The 19,435-nt window shown below is 71.3% G+C and carries 13 protein-coding genes; 10 read left to right on the top strand and 3 right to left on the bottom strand.

Annotation, left to right across the window (positions count from 1 at the left end):
- Positions 1 to 2: 2 nt before the first annotated feature.
- On the top strand, positions 3 to 1,622 hold the full coding sequence (locus ACUKCB_RS01625; RefSeq protein WP_473038680.1) for an ABC transporter permease subunit: 1,620 nt from the start codon (positions 3 to 5) through the stop codon (positions 1,620 to 1,622).
- Complete coding sequence (locus ACUKCB_RS01620) at positions 1,619 to 2,521, top strand: sugar ABC transporter permease (protein ID WP_473038679.1); 903 nt, start codon at positions 1,619 to 1,621, stop codon at positions 2,519 to 2,521. Before ACUKCB_RS01625 ends, ACUKCB_RS01620 begins: the two co-directional genes overlap by 4 nt.
- A gap of 126 nt (positions 2,522 to 2,647) precedes the next feature.
- On the opposite strand, the gene lepA is transcribed toward ACUKCB_RS01620, so the two are convergent.
- Positions 2,648 to 4,489 (bottom strand): translation elongation factor 4, encoded by a 1,842-nt coding sequence (gene lepA, locus ACUKCB_RS01615; RefSeq protein WP_473038678.1) that lies wholly within the window; start codon positions 4,487 to 4,489, stop codon positions 2,648 to 2,650.
- Positions 4,490 to 4,726: 237 nt separating this feature from the next.
- On the opposite strand from lepA, the gene ACUKCB_RS01610 reads away from it, so the two are divergent.
- The 5 genes from ACUKCB_RS01610 (at position 4,727) to holA (ending at position 11,056) form a co-directional block, all read left to right on the top strand.
- Positions 4,727 to 5,701 (top strand): hypothetical protein, encoded by a 975-nt coding sequence (locus ACUKCB_RS01610; protein ID WP_473038677.1) that lies wholly within the window; start codon positions 4,727 to 4,729, stop codon positions 5,699 to 5,701.
- A 201-nt stretch (positions 5,702 to 5,902) separates the two neighbouring features.
- Entirely contained in the window at positions 5,903 to 6,172 is a 270-nt protein-coding gene (gene rpsT, locus ACUKCB_RS01605; RefSeq protein WP_191275770.1) for a 30S ribosomal protein S20, read from the top strand.
- Positions 6,173 to 6,416: 244 nt separating this feature from the next.
- Positions 6,417 to 7,604, top strand: a complete 1,188-nt coding sequence (locus ACUKCB_RS01600; protein WP_473038676.1) for a helix-hairpin-helix domain-containing protein — start codon at positions 6,417 to 6,419, stop codon at positions 7,602 to 7,604.
- 6 nt (positions 7,605 to 7,610) lie between these two features.
- The gene (locus ACUKCB_RS01595) at positions 7,611 to 9,947 is read left to right on the top strand and encodes a ComEC/Rec2 family competence protein (protein ID WP_473038675.1); all 2,337 of its coding nucleotides are present in this window, start codon (positions 7,611 to 7,613) and stop codon (positions 9,945 to 9,947) included.
- Positions 9,948 to 10,093: 146 nt separating this feature from the next.
- On the top strand, positions 10,094 to 11,056 hold the full coding sequence (gene holA / locus ACUKCB_RS01590; RefSeq protein ID WP_473038674.1) for a DNA polymerase III subunit delta: 963 nt from the start codon (positions 10,094 to 10,096) through the stop codon (positions 11,054 to 11,056).
- 51 nt (positions 11,057 to 11,107) lie between these two features.
- Here the strand turns inward: holA and ACUKCB_RS01585 are convergent, their stop codons facing one another.
- Positions 11,108 to 12,316, bottom strand: a complete 1,209-nt coding sequence (locus ACUKCB_RS01585) for an amidohydrolase family protein (RefSeq protein WP_473038673.1) — start codon at positions 12,314 to 12,316, stop codon at positions 11,108 to 11,110.
- A gap of 575 nt (positions 12,317 to 12,891) precedes the next feature.
- Positions 12,892 to 14,433, bottom strand: coding sequence for a GTPase HflX (hflX, locus tag ACUKCB_RS01580; RefSeq protein WP_473038672.1), 1,542 nt, complete (start codon positions 14,431 to 14,433; stop codon positions 12,892 to 12,894).
- A gap of 405 nt (positions 14,434 to 14,838) precedes the next feature.
- On the opposite strand from hflX, the gene aceB reads away from it, so the two are divergent.
- The 3 genes from aceB to ACUKCB_RS01565 all read left to right on the top strand — a co-directional run bounded on the left by aceB (position 14,839) and on the right by ACUKCB_RS01565 (position 19,421).
- Positions 14,839 to 16,443 (top strand): malate synthase A, encoded by a 1,605-nt coding sequence (gene aceB / locus ACUKCB_RS01575; protein WP_473038671.1) that lies wholly within the window; start codon positions 14,839 to 14,841, stop codon positions 16,441 to 16,443.
- Between the two features lie 169 nt (positions 16,444 to 16,612).
- The gene (locus ACUKCB_RS01570; RefSeq protein WP_473038670.1) at positions 16,613 to 18,118 is read left to right on the top strand and encodes an FAD-linked oxidase C-terminal domain-containing protein; all 1,506 of its coding nucleotides are present in this window, start codon (positions 16,613 to 16,615) and stop codon (positions 18,116 to 18,118) included.
- A gap of 82 nt (positions 18,119 to 18,200) precedes the next feature.
- Positions 18,201 to 19,421: an FAD-binding oxidoreductase gene (locus tag ACUKCB_RS01565; RefSeq protein ID WP_473038669.1), complete on the top strand. Its 1,221-nt coding sequence runs from the start codon at positions 18,201 to 18,203 to the stop codon at positions 19,419 to 19,421.
- Positions 19,422 to 19,435 lie beyond the last annotated feature (14 nt).

Here is a 19,435-nt window from a genome sequence, read left to right as displayed (position 1 = left end):
TAGTGGCCACCAACCGATCCGGCACAGCGGGCGCCCCCGGGAAGGGGGCGCCCGCCCGCCCAGCGCTGCCCGGTGGCCGTTTCTCCACAAACGGGTCGCTCGCCGGCCAACTGGTCAAGATCGCCCTCCTCGGACTGTTCACCGCCCTCGGCGTCTGGGCCGTCCTCCCCCTCTACACGGCGGGGAACTGGTGGGGCATCGGTCTGGCCGTGGCCGTGGTGGTCCTCGTCTACTGGGTCTACCTGTCCAAACGCACCGTCCCGGCCAAGTACCTGGTCCCCGGTGTGCTGTTCCTGATGGCCTTCCAGATCTTCCCGGTGCTCTACACGATGAGCACCTCGCTGACCAACATGAGCGACGGCCACCGGGGTTCGAAGGAACAGGCCATCTCCTCCATCGAGGCGTACTCGGTGGTCCGCGGCGAGGACTCCGAGGAGTACGTGCTCACCGTGGCCACGACCGGTGACCCCGAGTCGGGCGAGCTGGTGTTCCTGCTCACCGACTCCGAGGGCGACGCCTACGCGGGTACCGAGGAGGGGCTCAGCGAACTCGACCGGGCCGAGGTCGACCCGTCGGGCAAGGTCACCGACGCCTTCGGCTACACCATCCTCACACCCGGCCAGGTCAACGCACGCAGCGACGACCTCCAGAACTTCGCGGTCCCCACCGGCGACGGTTCGGGTATCCGCTCCAGCGGTCTGTCCAGCGCCTTCGAGGGCAACGCCCAGCGCGCCTACGACGAGGCCTGCGACTGCGTCACCGACAGCGAGACCGGGAAGGTCTACACGGCCGACGACGAGCGCGGCGCCTTCTACAGCGAGGACGGCGAGCGCCTGGCCCAGGGCTGGCAGGTGGGCGTCGGGTTGGACAACTTCGCCCGGTTCCTGCTCAACCCCACCTTCGCCGCTTCGTTCTTCGGCACCCTGGTCTGGAACATCGCCTTCGCCGCGTCGGTCACGTTCCTGGTGTTCGTGCTCGGCCTCGCGGTCGCCCTGACCCTGCACGTGCCGAGGATGCGCGGCAAGGTGGTCTACCGGATCCTCGTCGTCCTGCCGTACGCCATGAGCTCCCTGGCCATGTACCTGCTGTGGCGGGACATGTTCAACGCGGACTTCGGCCTGTTCAACCGGATACTCGGCCTCCAGGTGGACTGGCTGGGGGACGTGTGGGCGGCCCGGGCCGCGGTCATCCTGGCCAACGTGTGGCTGGGCTACCCGTACATGTTCCTGGTGGCCACCGGGGCGCTCCAGGCCATCCCCCGGGAGCTGGGCCAGGCCGCGCAGCTGGACGGCGCAGGGCCCTGGCAGGCCTTCCGGCACGTCACCCTGCCCCTGCTGATGGTCGCCATGGCACCGATCCTCATCGCCACGTTCGCGTTCAACTTCAACAACTTCAACGCGGTGTGGCTGCTCACCCGGGGCGGTCCGTTCGGCGCGGAGGGGACGGCCTCGGGCGGCGCCACGGACCTGCTCATCACCTACACCTACAGGTTGGCGTTCAGTGAGGCCACCGCCCAGTACGGGTACGCGGCGGCACTGTCGGTGATGATCTTCCTCATCGTCTCGGTCACCTCGGTGATCAGCCTGAGCCGGACCAAAGCCCTCCAGGAGGTGGACCGATGACCGCTCCCGACGCCGCCGTCAGGCCCGTCTACCGGCGTTCGACCACCACCCGGCTGACCCTGTGGCTGAGCCGACTGGGCTGGCGGCACGCCGTCATGTGGGTGGTCGCGGCCTTCGCGGTCTTCCCCGTGCTGTTCGTGGTCTCCGCGGCGCTCAACCCCGTCGGCACCCTGAGCAGCTCACAGCTGTGGCCGACCGGTGCCAGCCTGGCCAACGCCCGTGAACTGTTCCAGAACACGCCCTTCACCACCTGGTACGCGAACTCGCTGTTCTTCGCCCTGACCAACGCGGCCGTCACCGTGCTGTTGTCGGCACTGGCCGCGTACGCGTTCAGCCGGATGCGGTTCAAGGGCCGCAGGGTGGGTCTGATCGGCCTCCTGGTCATCCAGATGTTCCCGCAGTTCCTGGCGATCGTCGCGATCTATCTGATGTTCTCCAACATCGGTGAGGTCTACCCGGTGATCGGCTTCGACACCCGGTGGGGCCTGCTGCTGGTCTACCTCGGCGGCGCCCTGAGCATCAACACCTGGTTGATGAAGGGCTTCTTCGACACGGTGCCCCGGGAACTGGACGAGTCGGCCCAGATGGACGGGGCCACCCACGCCCAGGTGTTCTTCCGGATCATGCTGCCGCTGGTCACCCCGGTGCTGGCGATCGTGGCGCTGCTGGTGTTCATCAACACCATCAACGAGTTCCTGATGGCCAGCGTGTTCCTACGGGACACCGCGTCCCAGACCCTGGGCCTGGGGCTGTACCAACTGGTGGACTCCCAGCGCAACGCCAACTTCGGGATGTTCGCGGTGGGCGCGCTGATGCTGTCCCTGCCCACCCTGATCGTGTTCTGGTTCCTCCAGCGCTACATCAGCGAGGGCCTGACCTCCGGAGCGGTCAAGGGGTAGCCGGGGGCGGAGCAACCCCGAACCGGGGCCCGCCCGGGAAACGACGAGGAGGGGCGCTCCCCTGCGGGGGCGCCCCTCCTCGTGTGCGGTCACGGTCCCGGAAGGCGTCGCCCCCGGGGCCGGGCACTACTTCTTCTTCTTGTCCTCGGAGATGCTGCTGTCCGTGGACAGCGCGGAGATGAAGGCCTCCTGGGGCACCTCGACCCGACCGACCATCTTCATCCGCTTCTTGCCCTCCTTCTGCTTCTCCAGCAGCTTGCGCTTACGGCTGATGTCACCGCCGTAGCACTTGGAGAGCACGTCCTTGCGGATGGCGCGGATGTTCTCACGAGCGATCACCCGGGCACCGATGGCGGCCTGGACGGGTACCTCGAACTGCTGCCGCGGAATGAGCTCACGCAGCTTCTTGGTCATCTCGACCCCGTAGGCGTAGGCCTTCTCCTTGTGCACGATCGCGGAGAACGCGTCGACCGGCTCACCCTGGAGGAGGATGTCGACCTTGACCAGGTCGGCCTGCTGCTCACCGATGGGCTCGTAGTCCAGGGAGGCGTAGCCCTTGGTCCGGGACTTGAGGGCGTCGAAGAAGTCGAAGACGATCTCGGCCATCGGGAGCGTGTACCGCATCTCGACGCGGTCCTCGGAGAGGTAGTCCATGCCCTGGAGCTCGCCCCGGCGGTCCTGGCACAGCTCCATGATCTGGCCGATGTGGTCGGAGGGGCTGAGCAGGGTGGCCTTGACCATCGGCTCGTAGATCGCCTCGATCTTGCCGGCCGGGAACTCGCTGGGGTTGGTCACCACGTGCTCGGCGCCGTCCTCCATGTCCACCCGGTAGATCACGTTGGGCGCGGTGGAGATGAGGTCGAGGTTGAACTCGCGCTCCAGGCGGGCCCTGGTGATCTCCAGGTGGAGCAGCCCGAGGAAGCCGCAGCGGAAACCGAAGCCCAGGGCGGCGGAGGTCTCCGGCTCGAACGCCAGCGCGGCGTCGTTGAGCTGGAGCTTCTCCAGGGCGTCGCGGAGCACCGGGTAGTCGGTGCCGTCGATCGGGTACAGGCCCGAGAACACCATCGGCTTGGGTTCCTGGTACCCGGCGAGCATCTCCCCGGCGGGCTTGTTCAGGGTGGTGATCGTGTCACCGACCTTGGACTGGCGCACGTCCTTCACACCGGTGATGATGTAGCCGACCTCGCCCACGGCCAGGCCCTTGCTCTTGGTCGGCTCGGGCGAGCTGACCCCGATCTCCAGGATCTCGTGGGAGGCCCTGGTGGACATCATCTGGATGCGCTCGCGTGGGCTGAGGTGGCCGTCGACGACCCGCACGTAGGTGACCACGCCGCGGTAGGTGTCGTAGACCGAGTCGAAGATCATCGCGCGGGCCGGGGCGTCGGCCTCACCGACGGGGGCGGGGATCTGGTTGACGATCTCGTTGAGGAGCTCCTCGACGCCCGCGCCGGTCTTGGCGCTGACCTTGAGCACGTCGGAGGGCTCGCATCCGATGATCCCGGCGAGTTCCTCGGCGTACTTCTCGGGCTGGGCCGCGGGGAGGTCGATCTTGTTGAGCACCGGGATGATCGTGAGGTCGTTCTCCAGCGCCATGTAGAGGTTGGCGAGGGTCTGGGCCTCGATCCCCTGCGCGGCGTCGACCAGCAGGATCGCGCCCTCGCAGGCAGCCAGGGAGCGCGACACCTCGTAGGTGAAGTCGACGTGGCCGGGGGTGTCGATGAGGTCGAGCGTGTAGGTCCTGTCGTCCAGCGCGGTGAACGGGATCCGCACGGCCTGCGACTTGATCGTGATGCCGCGCTCGCGCTCGATGTCCATGCGGTCCAGGTACTGGGCGCGCATCTGGCGGTCCTCGACGACCCCGGTGATCTGGAGCATCCGGTCGGCCAGCGTCGACTTGCCATGGTCGATGTGCGCGATGATGCAGAAGTTGCGGATCAGCGCAGGATCGGTCCAGTTCGGCTGTGCCACCGTGCTCCGTTCACAGGGTTGGGTCCGGGTCGTGATGCGCCTGCGGCGGCGCCGCCCTGCCGGGGGTCCGCCCACGGCATCGTCCATCATCCCACGGCGCCGACACCGTCCTCACCGACCGGGGCCGGTGCGGATACGGCAGTATGGGCGCGAACGCGCGGGACTCGTGTCCAGATTATGCGACCTGGGACCGGGAACGGGCTGTGCGGGTACCGGATGAGGACGGGTGGCGTACGGTTGAAGTGGCTTGTGAAGCGGTTGTTGGCCGGTCTGGCGGCGATCCTGGTCGTGCTGGTGGGCGCAGGTGCGCTGCTGGCCTACCAGTACTCGGGGACCCCCGGAGAAGGGGCCGCCTCCCAGGGGTCGGACGCGGCGTGGGTGGGTTCGTGGGAGGACACGGAGGCGCTGGAGGAGCTACTGGGGACCGGTGGGGTGGACACCCTGTACGTGTACGCGGGCGAGGTGGCCGGGGACGGCGGCGTCGAACGGGTCCCGGGCACCGGTGACCTGCTGGCGTGGTTGGAAGCGGAGTTTCCCCAGGTGCGGTCGCTGGCTTGGCTGCGGCACGTGGAGTCGGGTTCCTCGCTGATCCGGGACCGGTTCGACGCGGACGCGCGGGCGGCCCTGGCGCCCCGGATCGCCGAGGTGGGGGCGGACGGGTTCGCCGGGGTGCATCTGGACATCCGCCCGGTGACGGTGAACGACCCCTCGCTGCCCGCTCTCATGGAGGCGGTCCGGGAGGAACTGGGCGCGGAGCAGGTGCTGTCGGTCCGGGCCCACCACGTGGAACTGGTGCCGGGCGGTCGGGTGCCGTCCTTCGTCGTCGGCGGCGAGGAGAAGTACTGGTCGAAGGGGTACCTGGAGCGGGTGACCGAGCACGCGGACGAGGTCGTGCTGCCCGGGGTGGACGCGGGCATGCCCGTGGCGGGGATGTACGGCGGGTTCATGGTGCGGCAGGTGACCGAGTCGGTGACGGCGCTGCGCACCCGTGCGGACGTGACGGTGCGGTTCGGGGTCCCGGCCTACAGCAGCGAGCGGTGGGGGCCGGCGACCGGTCACGAGACCGCGCTCACCGCGATCGCCGCGGTACGGCTGGGTGTGTCCCGTGTGCAGGTGCCCGACACGATGACCCTGGGTGTGGCGTTGTACCTGGTGGACGAGGCGGAGCCGGAGGACCTGACCGCCTACCGGACGGCCTGGCTGGCGCCGTAGGCGCCCGGGGCCCGAGCAGTCCGATCGGTGCGGCATACTGAGAAGTCCGTGTCTCGGACTTCCACGTTCGAATTTGAGCCCTGTGGACTCACACACACCCTGCGTCGGCGCCCACGCAGGCCTCTCATGGAACGGCTGCCCATGAGATGAGCCGCCTGGCCGACCGGCGCGATGATCACAGTAACTGGAGCACGTTTTCGCATGGCGAACATCAAGTCGCAGAAGAAGCGCATTCGGCAGAACGAGAAGGCTCGTGTCCGCAACCAGGCGGTGCGCTCTTCCCTGAAGACGGCCATCCGGAAGTTCCGCGCGGCCGCCGAGGCCGGGAACGTCGAGCAGGCCACCGTCGCGCAGCGTGAGGCCGCTCGCGCCCTGGACAAGGCCAGCAGCAAGGGCGTCATCCACAAGAACCAGGCCGCGAACCGCAAGAGCGCGATCGCCAAGCGCCTGCAGGAGCTTCAGGCCGCCTAGGGGCGCCGAGCACACGGCTCAGAGGGTCCGGTCCCATAGGGACCGGGCCCTTCCGTGTGTCCGGGGTCGGTCTCCGCGGGTGCGCGCCGGACCCGCGTACCGGCCCCGCACATCCGCGAGCCCCGGTCCGTCGGCCCTCGCGGCGGGTTGTCCACAGGTACGGAAACGGCCGGTGACAGAGCGTCGTCGGCTCCCTAGCGTTGGTGTCATGACCGTTTCGCGCCGGTCACGGCGCCACCCTCCCGTGTCAGCCCCCGAAGAACGACTCCGCTCGCTCGGTCTGGACTCCTCGCCCGCCGCCAGACGGCTGCGTGCCCGTATCACCCGCCCCCGGTGCGAACCCGGCCCCGTGGCCGCCGTCCCCCGGGCCCCCTACGCGGCCGAAGAGGCCGCCGCCCCCTACCGTCTCGAAGAGCCCCGGGTCGTTCCGGCCGGGCCCCGGCGGACGGCGGCCCCCGCGGCCCGGTGGCCCGGGGCCCCGGCCACTCCCGACCGGGACGAGACGGCTCCGACGCGGACCCCCCGGCACGAGCCACCCGGGAACCGGAACGGCCGGAAGGCGGAGGAGGGCCAGAGGACGGGGCAGATCCCGCCGACCCAGGAGAGGGACAAAACCACGCCCGGGACGGACGCGGCGCAGGCCCCGGAAGAGGGCTCGGGAGGACGGCACCGGCGCGCCCGCGAACCGGTGCGTCCGCCCTCCGGGTACACGGAGCTGGATCCGGAGGCAGCCACTCCCCTCCTGGAACGGGTGGCCCGCGGGTGGGGCGCCCGCGCCTCCCTGTCCCGGCGGTCGGTGGTGACCCTGCTGGTCCTGGGCCTGCTCGCCGCGGCGGTCGCCTTCTGGGCGCTGCGTGAGCGCCCCGAGGAGGTGACGGTCCCCGAACTGGTCACCCGGTCGGCCCCGGCCGACCAGAGCACGGACGGGTCGGCCGACGGAGGCGAGGAGGCGGGCCTGCCCGCACCGGCCGGGTCCGACACCGGTGACGGCGCCAGTGGGGACACCGGCGGGGAGGTGGTGGTGCACGTCGGCGGCGAGGTGGCCGAACCCGGGCTGTACACGCTGCCCTCCGGTTCGAGGGTGGCCGACGCGGTCCAGGAGGCGGGCGGGCCGCTGCCCGACGCCGACCTGGACCTGGTCAACCTGGCCCGGTCACTGACCGACGGCGAGCGGATCCTGGTGGGCGTCCCCCAGCCGGACGGCGGTCCGGGCGGCGGCCCGGCGGGCGCCGCTCCACCGGTCAACCTCAACCTGGCCGGGCAGAACGATCTGGAGACGCTGCCCGGTATCGGGGAGAAGCGAGCACAGCAGATCCTCACCCACCGGGAGTCGCTCGGCGGTTCCTTCTCCAGCGTCGAGGACCTCCTCGGGGTGGACGGGATCGGGGAGAAGACGTTCAGGACGCTCGAACCGCACGTGACGGTGGGGTGAGCCGCCGTGGTGGCCTGGTTGGGGACCGACGCACACGGCCTGGAACGACCGCCCGATCTGAGACTGCTCCTGCCGGCCGCGGCGGCCTGGCTGACCGCGCTCGGTGCGCTCGCCGCACCACCGTGGCTGGCGTGGCTGTGCGCCGGGCTGGCGGTCTGCGGCGCGCTGGCGGCGTTCCTCGCGGCGCGCCCCCCGTGGGAGGCCCCCGCGCTGGCCCTGGCGGCGACGTTGGCGTGCTGCGCCACGGTGGCCGCGGTGGCCGGGGCCCATGTGCACCGCACCGTGTCGAGTGCTGCGGCGGAGGCCGTGGGCCGGGGCGGTGACGCGCTCTTCCGTGCGGTGGTGTCGGCCGACCCGCGGCCCAGGGCCGGTATGCCGCGCCCGGGCCGGGCCGAGTGGGTGGTGCCCGCCCGGACCGAGTGGGTCCGGCTGGACGGCCGGGCGGACGCCTCGCGGGCACCGGTGGTGGTCCTGGCCTCCGGGCAGGGCTGGGCCGACCTGCTGCCCGGCCAGTCCTTCGAGGCGCGCGGGGCCTTCCTGGAAGCGGACGGCGACCGTCTGACCGCCGCTCTGGTACCGGTCCGGGGCCCTCCCGAAAAGGTCCGCGGCCCCGGTCGGCTGCAAGTTTTCGCCGCCGGGGTGCGGTCCGGTCTGCGCGAGGCGACGGCGGAGCTCCCGCAACCCGCGCGCGGACTGCTCCCCGCCCTGGTCCTCGGTGACGTGTCGGCCCTGCCGGAAAGCACGGCCGAGGACTTCCGGGCCACCGGGATGACACACCTGTTGACGGTCTCCGGAGCCAACCTGGCGATCCTGACCGGGTTCGTGCTGGGTGCGGCGCGGTGGACGCGCGCGCCCACCTGGTGCGCGGTCCTGGGCGGTGCGCTGATGATCTGGGTGTTCGTCCTGGTGTGCCGACCGGAGCCGAGCGTGGTGCGGGCGGCGTTCATGGGGTCTCTGGGGTTGCTGGCGCTGGCGAGCGGGCGGGCACACGCGGGGTTGGGTGCCCTGTGCGCCACGGTCGTCGGGGTGCTGTTCGTGGCCCCGGGGTTGGCCGCCTCCTACGGTTTCGCGCTTTCCGTTCTGGCCACCGCGGGGATCCTGTTGCTCGTGCCCGGTTGGACCCGGGCGTGGTCCTCGCGCTGCCCCGGACCGGTGGCCGAGGCCTGCGCGGTCGCGGTGGCCGCGCACGTGGCGGTCGCCCCGGTCCTGGTGCTGCTGTCCGGCGAGGTGTCCTGGGTGTCGATCCCGGCCAACGTGCTGGCGGCGCCCGTGGTGGCGGCGGTCACCGTGGCGGGGTCCGCGCTGGCGGCACTGGCCGCGGTGTGGCCGGAGGGGGCCGCGGCCCTGGTGCACCTACCCGGGCTGGGGGTGTCCTGGATCGCCGTGGTGGCCGAGACCGGGGCACGGGTCCCGTACGGGGCGCTGCCCTGGCGTTCGGACGTGGCGGGTGCCCTGCTGTTGGCCGCGGTGGTGGCGGTGTTCCTGCTGACCCGTGGGCTGCTGCGCCGGGTGGTCGCCGCCGTGGCCGTGGCGGTTCTGGTGCTCGGCCTGGCCGTCCGGTGCGTGCCGGGCGGGTGGCCGCCGCCGGGGTGGGTTCTGCTCGCCTGTGACGTGGGGCAGGGGAACGCGATCGTGCTGTCCTCCGGGAGCGGCGAGGCGGTGGTGTTCGACGTCGGCCAAGAGCCGGAACCGGTGGACGACTGCCTGGAGCGCCTGGGGGTGCGCGAGATTCCGTTGCTGGTGCTCAGCCACGACCACGCCGACCACGTCGACGGCGCGCCCGGGGCGTTGAGGCACCGGAAGGTGTCCGCCGCGCTGGCCCCGGAGGGGTTCGGGCAGAGCCCGGTGGGCCGTCTGCTCGCCGAGGAGGGGGTGGCGCTGACGGCCGCCGAGCGCGGCCAGCAGTTCCGGGTGGGTCCGTGGCTGCTGCGGGTGCTCTGGCCGGAGGCGGGGTTCACCGGCTCGGTCAACGACGCGTCCGTGGTGATCCGGGCCGACGGCCCGGAAATGTCGGTACTGCTGACCGGTGACATCGAGGAGGAGGCACAGGGGAGACTGTTGCACGGACCGGAACCGGCCCTGTTGTCGGTGACGGTACTGACCACACCCCACCACGGCGCCGGTAGCCAGGACTCGGACTTCCTCGCCGCGACCGGGGCGGCGGTGTCGGTGACATCGGTGGGAAGGGAGAACCGCCATGGCCATCCCGCACCCTCCACCTGGAACCTGTTGGAGCGGACCGTCCGGGTGAACGCCCGTACCGACCGCGACGGCGATGTCGCCGTCCTGGGCGGCCCGGTCCGGGTGGCGGTCCGCGGCGCGGAAGCGGAACCGGACCGCTGAACGCCCGGCCAGGGAGCTCTCCCGGGACACCGGACGCCGGCCTGCGGTCCGGTGGGCCCGGGCACAGGGAGGGGCGCCGGAGGGGCAGCACCCCCGGTCCGCCGTTCGGGCACCGCCCGGTCGGTGGGGCGTGGCATCCTCGTTGTATGCCTGCACCCGCCCTCATCACGCTCATCGTCGGCGACGAGGAACTCCTCGTCGACCGGGCCGTGGCCGCCGTCGTCGCCTCGGCCCGCGAGACCGACCCCGAGGTGGACGTCCACGACCTGGTCCCCTCCCAGGTAGGCCTGTCCACCCTGGTCGAGGTCACCTCGCCCTCGCTCTTCGGCGACCGCCGGGTGGTGGTGCTCCGCTCCTCCCAGGACCTGGTCAAGGACCTGGCGGCGACGGTCACCGACTACCTCAAGAACCCGGCCGACGACGTGTACATGGTGCTCACCCACGCGGGGGGCGCCAAGGGCAAGGCGCTGCTCCAGGCCGCGGTGAAGGCGGGCGCCCAGCGGGTGGACTGCAAGGGCCCCACCAAGGGCCCCGAGCGGGTCGCCTTCGTCAAGGGCGAGTTCTCCACGGCCGGACGGCAGATCACCCCCGACGCCGCCCAGGCGCTGGTGGACGCGGTCGGTACCGAACTGCGCGAGATCGCCGCCGCCTGTACCCAGTTGATCGCGGACACCGAGGGCCGGGTGGACGCGGCCGCGGTGGCCAGGTACCACTCCGGCAAGGCGGAGGCCTCGGGGTTCAGCGTGGCCGACCGAGCGGTGGAGGGGCGCCTGCCCGAGGCGCTGGAGCAGCTGCGCTGGTCACTGGCGGTGGGCACCGCACCGGTACTGGTCAACAGTGCGCTGGCCGGCGCGGTGCGCGGGATCGCGGTGGCCGCCCAGCCGCCGCGGGGGATGAGTGAGGCGGAGCTGGCCAAGCGCGCCAAGGTTCCGCCGTGGAAACTGCGCACCCTGCGCCAACAGGCCCGGGGCTGGAACGCTGCCGGGGTGCGGCGGGCGATGGAGGTGATCGCCGAGACCGACGCGCTGATCAAGGGGGGCGGCCGCGACCCCGAATACGCGTTGGAGCGCGCGGTGATCGAGATCGCCCGGGCCCGCGGCGCCCGCTGACGGCTCCGGACCGCTCCGGTCACCGGGCGGCGGCACGGCCGTCGCGGTTGCTCAGCGGATCGTGCGGCCGCCCTGCCACACCCGCAGGGCGTTCAGGCCCATGGACCAGGCGAAGGCGCCTTCGTGGTCGGCGTCCCACTGCACCAGGTCGGCCAGGCTGCCCGGGGTGATCATGCCCCGGTCATTGAGGCCCAGCGCGTGCGCACTGCCCGCCGTGGCGGCGTTGAGTGCCTCCTGGACGGTCATCTCGAACATCGAGACGGCCAGGGAGATGACCAGTGGCATGGACGTGGTGCCGGACTGGCCCGGGTTGTGGTCGGTGCCCAGGCCCACCGGGACGCCGTGGTCGAGCAGCGCGCGCACCGGCGGGTTGCGGCGCTCGTGCAGAGCGGTGGTGGGGCAGGCGACCACCGGGGTACGGGTGGCCGCCAGGGCCAGCAGGTCCTCGTCATCGGCCTCGTGCACGAGGTCGACCGAGGAGCAGCCCAGTTCCGCGGCCATCCGGACGGCCCCGTGCCGGGGCCGGGAGCAGGCGTGCATGGTGGTGCGCAACCCCACGGACTGGCCCACGCCCAGGAGCATGTGGGCGTCCTCGGTGGTGAACTGCTGGTTGTCGCAGTAGACGTCCACCCCGTCCGCGCCGGCCATCGCGGCGTCGCTGAGCCAGGAGGCGGCGGTGGCCACGTACTCCTTGGGACGGCCGAAGAACTCGGGCGGGACCCCGTGTGCGGGGAAGAAGGTGACGTGCAGGCGCGGCATGCCCGGTTCCTCCTCCAGGGAACGGAGCAGGCGTACGTCGGCGAGCTCGCCGTCCCGGGTGAGGTGGTAACCGGTCTTGGCCTCCACCGTGGTGCTGCCGGACAGCACCCAGTGCCGCAGCCGTTCCCGGACGGCGTTGCACAGGGTCCAGGGGTCGGTCCCCCTGGTGATGGTGACGGTCGTGGACACGCCTCCGCCAGCGGCGAAGATGTCGGCCCGGGTGGCCCCCTGGGCCCACATGTTGACCTCCGCGTACCGGTCGCCCGCGTAGACGGGGTGGCAGTGGGCGTCGACGAGACCGGGGGTGAGCAGGCCGCCCCCGATGTTGACGACCTCGTCCACCTCGGTGAGGTCCTCCATCACACCGGGGATGCGCTGGGGAAGCTCCGCCGCGGGGCCGACCCAGGCGACGCGGTCGTTGTCGATCAGGAGGGCGGCCTTGGTGAGCAGCTCGTTCCCGGTCCACAGCCGACCGATGTTGGTGAGGAGTACTACCGTCATGAGGTGGTCCGCCCCCGCCGGTCAGTTCCGCTGCGACACGTGCGAAGCAGCGGCGTGGCGTGCACGGGCGGGCATGGCGACCTCGTATCTGGATGCGATTCCGACAGGGCCGTGAGCGACCCGGGGTCGCCTCGCGGTGCCGTGACAGTGGGGGTTCGCGTCAGCCTCAGGGGGACAGCGGTCACTGTCGGCCAGTGCTCCAAAACCGTAGTCCATTCGCGGACTCCGTGTACACCTCCCCGAAGGGACGAATGCGAGTGTTCCCAGCCGAAACTCACAGAGCCACAGCGTGATGAAGGCCACCCTGACCCGTGCTGAGCTGTTCCTTCGGACTCCGCCCCGCAGATCGGAGAGCATCACCAGAACATGAAACCGGCTCGGTCCCGTCCGGATGCGGGGCCCGCTGACCCCGCCCGGGACACGGTCCCACGGACCCTGTCCGGACACGACACGGCCGGGGCACCCGCGGGCGCCCCGGCCGTGTACCGTCACGGACCGCACTCGGGCGGACCGTCCTCCCCGTGGCGACCGGCCCCCGAAGCCGTTGTCAGGCTTGCGAGCCGGTTCCCCTCAGCTCAGACGCCGCTGGGCGTGTACTCGTCGAGCCTGGCGGCGAGCAGCGCCGGAACGAAGGCGTGCAGGGCCGTACCCTCCCCGGTGTGCTCCTCGCTGATGATGCGGCCTTCCTCGTGCACCTTGGCGACGAGGTCGCCCCGCGAGTACGGAACGAGGGCGTGCACCTCCTTGGCGAGCTCGGGCAGCGCCTCGGCCAACGCCGTGACCAGCTCGGAGACGCCCTGGCCGGTACGGGCCGAGACTTCGACCAGGTCGGGGTAGCGGGTACGCAGCGCCCGGAGCGTGTCCGGGTCGGCGGCGTCGACCTTGTTGACCACGACGAGCTCGGGCACGTCGACGGCCTCGATCTCGGCGAACACCTCACGGACCGCGCTGATCTGCTGCTCTGGGTCGGGGTGCGAACCGTCGACCACGTGCAGGATCAGGTCGGAGTCGGCGACCTCCTCCAGAGTGGAGCGGAACGCCTCCACCAGCTGGTGCGGCAGGTGTCGGACGAAACCGACCGTGTCGCTCAGGGTGAAGCCGCGGCCGTCGGGTGTGCGTGCCTGGCGGACCGTCGGGTCCAGGGTGGCGAACAGTGCGTTCTCCACCAGCACCCCGGCTCCGGTGAGCCGGTTGAGCAGGCTCGACTTGCCCGCGTTGGTGTACCCGGCGATCGCCACCGAGGGCACCTCGCGGGTGCGGCGGACGTCCTTCTTGACCTCGCGCGCGGTACGCATGTGGGCGAGCTGACGGCGCAGCTTGGCCATCTTGTCGTTGATGCGTCGGCGGTCGGTCTCGATCTTGGTCTCACCGGGGCCGCGCAGGCCCACGCCGCCGCCGGAACCGCCGCCGGAGCCGCCCGCCTGTCGGGACAGGGAGTCGCCCCAGCCGCGCAGTCGGGGCAGCAGGTAGTTGAGCTGGGCGAGTTCGACCTGGGCCTTGCCCTCGCTGCTACGGGCGTGCTGGGCGAAGATGTCGAGGATCAGGGCGGTCCGGTCGACCACCTTGACCTTGACCACGTCCTCCAGCTGGCGCAGCTGGCCCGGGGTGAGCTCGCCGTCGCAGATGACGGTGTCGGCGCCGGTGGCCTCGACGATCTCGTGCAGTTCCGAGGCCTTGCCCTTGCCGACGTAGGTGGCGGGATCCGGCTTGGCTCGGCGCTGGGTGAGCCCCTCCAGGACCAGGGCACCCGCCGTCTCGGCGAGGGCTGCCAGCTCGGTCAGTGAGTTGTCGGCGTCGGCCTGGGTCCCACGGGTCCAGACGCCGATGAGGACGACCCGCTCCAGGCGCAGCTTCCGGTACTCGACCTCGGTGACGTCGGTGAGTTCGGTGGAAAGGCCCTGGACACGGCGGAGCGCGTGCCGTTCGGCCAGCTCCATCTCACCCTGGTCGGGGGCGTTGCCCGGGTCCTCGTAGCGGTCGCCGTCGGTGGCCGCGGCCTCGCGGGACGCGTCGTCGGCGTGGACCCCGTCCCCGACGGTGTTCGCCTCACGGAACGCGTCCTGCCCCCGGGCCCCGTGGCCCGTGCGGTCGCTTCCGTGGGTGTCAGCTGTATTCATATCCCTCCAGGTGGGTCAACGCTGTCGCGGTCGTGATTCTTCCCCGTCCACCGTGTTCGGCGGCGGTCCGGCACCCGTCCTCTGTGGCCGCCGACCGCCGCACGGCAGGGTGTGTGGCCGCGGAGGGAGCCCCTGGGGTCGATGGTGGCACCTCGCCAGGGTGAAGGCACGTTAATTATCGCAGGGGGCGTGACACAGGACACCACCCGGAGCATCGCGTGGTTACGCACGAATCAGCACCAAGACCGAAGAAGCTCGATATTTCCAGAAGAACTTTTCCCTGGCTTACCCCTGTGGAAAAATTGCACGTCACTGACACCACGAGTGACGTTGACCGCTCGACATCAAGATAGTAGTTTCACTTCCACATACCAGAAGCTTGTTTCGTATCGCGGAAGGTTTTCCATGGGCGCCAAGCACGGGGTTGAGATCACCGGCCCCCTCAACGAACGGTTCGACGAGATCCTCACCGAGGACGCCCTCGCGCTCGTCGCCGAACTGCACCGCACCTTCGAGCCGCGCCGCCAGGAACTGCTGGCCGCCCGCCGGACCAAGGAGGCGCAGATCGCGGCCGGCGAGGACCTCGACTTCCTCCCCGAGACCAGGCACATCCGCGAGGACGACAGCTGGAAGGTCGCGCCGCCCGCCCCGGGCATCACCGACCGCCGCGTCGAGATCACCGGTCCCACCGACCGCAAGATGACGATCAACGCCCTCAACTCCGGCGCGAAGGTGTGGCTGGCCGACTTCGAGGACGCCAACACCCCGCTGTGGGAGAACATGATCCAGGGGCAGCTCAACCTGCGCGACGCCCTGGACCGCGAGATCGACTTCACCTCCCCCCAGGGCAAGACCTACGCCCTCAAGGAGGACTCCGAGCTGGCCACCATCGTCGTCCGCCCGCGCGGCTGGCACCTGGACGAGAAGCACATCCTCGTCGACGGCGAGCGCACCAGCGGCGGCATCGTCGACTTCGCGCTGTACTTCTTCCACAGCGCCAAGCGTCAGATCGCCAAGGGCAAGGGCCCGTACTTCTACCTGCCGAAGATGCAGAGCCACCTCGAGGCCCGCCTCTGGAACGACATCTTCGTGCTGGCCCAGGAGCGCCTGGAGATCCCCCGCGGCACCATCCGCGCCACCTGCCTGATCGAGACCATCCCGGCCGCGTTCGAGATGGAGGAGATCCTCTACGAGCTGCGCGAGCACTCGGCCGGCCTCAACGCGGGCCGTTGGGACTACCTCTTCAGCCTCATCAAGACCCACCGCACCCGCGGCCGCAAGTTCCTGCTGCCCGAGCGCAACGCCGTCACGATGACCGCCCCGATGATGCGTGCCTACACCGAGCTGCTGGTCAAGACCTGCCACAAGCGCGGCGCCCACGCCATCGGCGGCATGGCCGCCTTCATCCCCTCCCGCAGGGACGAGGAGGTCAACCGGAACGCCTTCGCCAAGGTGCGCGACGACAAGTCCCGCGAGTCCGGCGACGGCTTCGACGGCTCCTGGGTCGCCCACCCCGACCTGGTGCCGATCGCCAAGGAGATCTTCGACGGCGTTCTGGGCGAGCGGCCCAACCAGATCGACAAGCAGCGCCCCGACGTCGAGGTGAGCGCCGCCGACCTGCTCTCGGTGGACCGGACCCCGGGCGGCGTCACCCTCGCAGGCCTGCGCGGCAACATCAACGTCGCCCTCCAGTACCTGGCGGCGTGGATGGGCGGCAACGGCGCGGTGGCGATCCACAACCTCATGGAGGACGCCGCGACCGCCGAGATCTCCCGTTCCCAGATCTGGCAGTGGCTGCACAACGACGTCACCCTGGACGGCGGCGAGAAGGTCACCGCCGAACTGGTCAAGCAGATCATCGGTGAGGAGCTGGCCGCCATCCGGCAGGACCTCGGCGACAACTTCAACGAGGACCTCTACAAGCAGGCCAGCGAGCTCTTCACCGAGGTCGCCCTGGACGACGACTACGTCGACTTCCTGACCCTGCCCGCCTACGAGCGCATGCCGTAGCCGAACCGGGGAAGCGTCCGGCGGCCAACCCGGACGATTTCACGAAACAGAAGCCTGCTTTCACCGCGCCCCTTGCTTCGGCAGGGGGCGCGGTCGTACGGTCCCTGTGCGAGGTCGCAACCGGAGAACGGACCCGGTGCCGCTCCCCGGCCGAACCAGGGAGGCACCCATGGCCACGACCGCACGCCGCACACCCGATGATCTCGCGCGCACACCCGCGGCCCTGGCCGCGCTGGTCCCCCGGCTGCGTCGGATCTGCGGTGAGGACGGCGTCCTGACCGACCTCTCCCGACGGCGCACGTACGAGAGCGACGGCCTCACCCACCACCGGTCCACCCCGGGTGTCGTGGCCATGCCGACCACCACCGCCCAGGTCCGCGAGGTCATCGCGCTGTGCGCCGAACACGGCGTCCCCTACGTTCCGCGCGGCGCCGGCACCGGCCTGTCAGCGGGGGCGCTCCCCCACGCCGAAGGCGTCCTGCTCGTCACCTCGCGCATGCGCCGGATCCTGGAGATCGACCCGGAGAACGAGTGCGCGGTGGTCGAACCGGGCGTGGCCAACCTCGACATCACCCGCGCCGCCGAACCGTACGGCTACCACTACGCGCCCGACCCCTCCAGCCAACAGGTGTGCTCGGTGGGCGGCAACGTCGCGGAGAACTCCGGCGGTGCGCACTGCCTCAAGTACGGGTTCACCGCGGGCCACGTGCGCGGACTGGAGATCGTCACCCCCTCGGGCGAGGTGGTCGAGCTCGGCGGCAAGGCCCCGGGCGCGCACGGCTACGACCTCCTCGGAGCGTTCGTCGGCTCCGAGGGCACCCTGGGCGTGGCCACGCGCGTCACCGTCTCCCTGACCCGGTCCCCGCAGAGGACCGTCACCCTGCTGTCGGCGTTCACCTCCCTGGACGCCGGAGGCGAGGCGGTGGGGGCGATCATCGCCGCCGGGGTACTGCCGTCGGCGGTCGAGATGATGGACGCGCTGGCCGTGGAGGCCGCGGAGGCCGCCGTGGCCTGCGACTACCCTGCGGGCGCGGCAGCGGTGCTGGTGGTGGAACTGGACGGACCGGCCGCGGAGGTCGACGCCCAGGTCCGGCGGGTCACCGAACTCTGCGCGGCCTGCGGTTCCTTCGGGACGCGTACCGCCGGCGGCGCCGAGGAGCGCGCGCTGATCTGGAAGGGCCGCAAGTCGGCCTTCGCCGCGGTGGGCCGGATCAGCCCCGCCTACATCGTCCAGGACGGGGTGGTGCCGCGCACGGCCCTGGGCGAGGTGCTGGGCCGGATCGCCGCCCTGTCCGCCGAAAGCGGCATACGGGTCGCCAACGTCTTCCACGCGGGTGACGGAAACCTGCACCCGCTCGTCCTGTTCGACGACGCCGAACCCGGCGCGGCCGAGCGCGCCGAGGAGGTCTCCGGGGCGATCCTGGACCTGTGCATCGAACACGGCGGGTCCATCACCGGCGAGCACGGGGTGGGTGTGGACAAGGCGTGCAAGATGCCGCGCATGTACGACGACGCCTCCCTGGAGACCTTCGACCTGTTCCGGCGGGCCTTCGACCCCGATGGGATCGCCAACCCGGACAAACTGCTGCCCACCCCGCGCCTGTGCGGGGAACGGCCCGAGGCGCGCACGGGGGTGCACCCGCTGGTGGCCTCCGGCGAGGCCGAACAGTTCTGACCGGGCGGCCCGCCCACTCGGGCACCGTGGCCGACACCGCCGGCACAGGAGTACGACCGCGAGCGGGCCGGGAGGGCCGAGGGTGAGACAGGACCTGGACGCCGAGGAGCACACCCTGCGGGAGGGAACCCCCGAGGACGCCGTGTGCGGGGTCGTGCCGGCGCACGTGGCGTGTCCGGCCGGCACCGGGGCGCTCGCGGAGCTGATGGCCGCCGCGCACCGGAACGGCCTCTCGGTGACCGCACGCGGGGGCGGGACCGGCCTGGGCTGGGGTGCACCGCCCCGTTCCCTGGACCTGCTGGTGGACACCCGCGCGCTGTCCTGGATCGACCACAACGCCGGTGACCTGGTGGTGGAGGTCGGCGCGGGCACCCCGCTGGCCGAACTCGGACGGGTCCTGGCCGCCGCCGGACAGCGGCTGTCCTACGACCCGGTCCGGATCGGCGGCACGGTGGGCGGGGCCCTGGCGACAGGGGCGAGTGGCCCGCGACGGCTGCTCGCCGGAGCACTGCGCGACCTGGTGATCGGGATGTCGGTGGTGCGCGCCGACGGGGCGGTGGCCCGCAGCGGCGGCCGGGTGGTCAAGAACGTGGCCGGATACGACCTGGCCAAGCTGCACACCGGCGGGTACGGCACACTCGGGGTGATCGCCGCGGCCGCGTTCCGCCTGCACCCGCTCCCGCCGGCCGTCCGTGTGGTGAGCGCGGAGATGCCCTCCGGCTCCCGGGCGAGGCGGGCCCTGGCAGCGCTGCGCGGGACCGCGGTGGTGCCCTCGGCCGTGGAACTGGACCGGTCCGCCGAGGGGCCGGGACGGCTGGTCGTGGTGTTGGAGGGCACTCCGGAGGGCCTGGTGTCCCGGGTCGGGGAGACCTCACGGGCGCTGGGCGGTGAGACGGAGGTGGCCGAGGAACTGCCCGCGGACTGGGGAGTGCTCCCCGCCGAGGGCTGTCTGGTCCGGGTCCTGGCGCCCCCGGCCGAGCTGCCCGACCTCGCCGGCGATCTGGGGCGCCTGGCCCGGGACGGGTTCGGGGCTCCCGTCCGCGGGACCGCGTCCGTGCCCGCGGGCTGCCTGTACCTGGCCTTCCCCCCGGGCGCCTCCGCTGAGGCGGTGGCCGCGGTCCTGGACCGGGCCCGTGCCGGCGCCGGCCGGTCAGCGGTACTGCTGCGCGCCGAACCGCACGTCCTGGCGGCCGGTGTGGACCTGTGGGGCGAGGTGCCGGGGCTGTCGCTGATGCGGGCGGTCAAGGACTCCCTCGACCCCGGGCACCGCCTGTCCCCCGGCCGCTTCGCGGGCGGGATCTGAACCATCCGCCGAGC

It is taken from the genome of Nocardiopsis moroccensis (genome assembly GCF_055763695.1).
The sequence above is the reverse complement of the archived record's forward strand: the minus strand, read 5'-3'. Positions and strand labels throughout refer to the sequence as shown.

Bases quoted from the DNA above. Each gene is read 5' to 3' on its own strand.
- ACUKCB_RS01620 (WP_473038679.1), top strand. From the start codon at position 1,619: ATGACCGCTCCCGACGCCGCCGTCAGGCCCGTCTACCGGCGTTCGACC.
- rpsT (WP_191275770.1), top strand. From the start codon at position 5,903: ATGGCGAACATCAAGTCGCAGAAGAAGCGCATTCGGCAGAACGAGAAG.
- holA (WP_473038674.1), top strand. From the start codon at position 10,094: ATGCCTGCACCCGCCCTCATCACGCTCATCGTCGGCGACGAGGAACTC.
- ACUKCB_RS01585 (WP_473038673.1), bottom strand. From the start codon at position 12,316: ATGACGGTAGTACTCCTCACCAACATCGGTCGGCTGTGGACCGGGAAC.
- hflX (WP_473038672.1), bottom strand. From the start codon at position 14,433: ATGAATACAGCTGACACCCACGGAAGCGACCGCACGGGCCACGGGGCC.
- aceB (WP_473038671.1), top strand. From the start codon at position 14,839: ATGGGCGCCAAGCACGGGGTTGAGATCACCGGCCCCCTCAACGAACGG.
- ACUKCB_RS01570 (WP_473038670.1), top strand. From the start codon at position 16,613: ATGGCCACGACCGCACGCCGCACACCCGATGATCTCGCGCGCACACCC.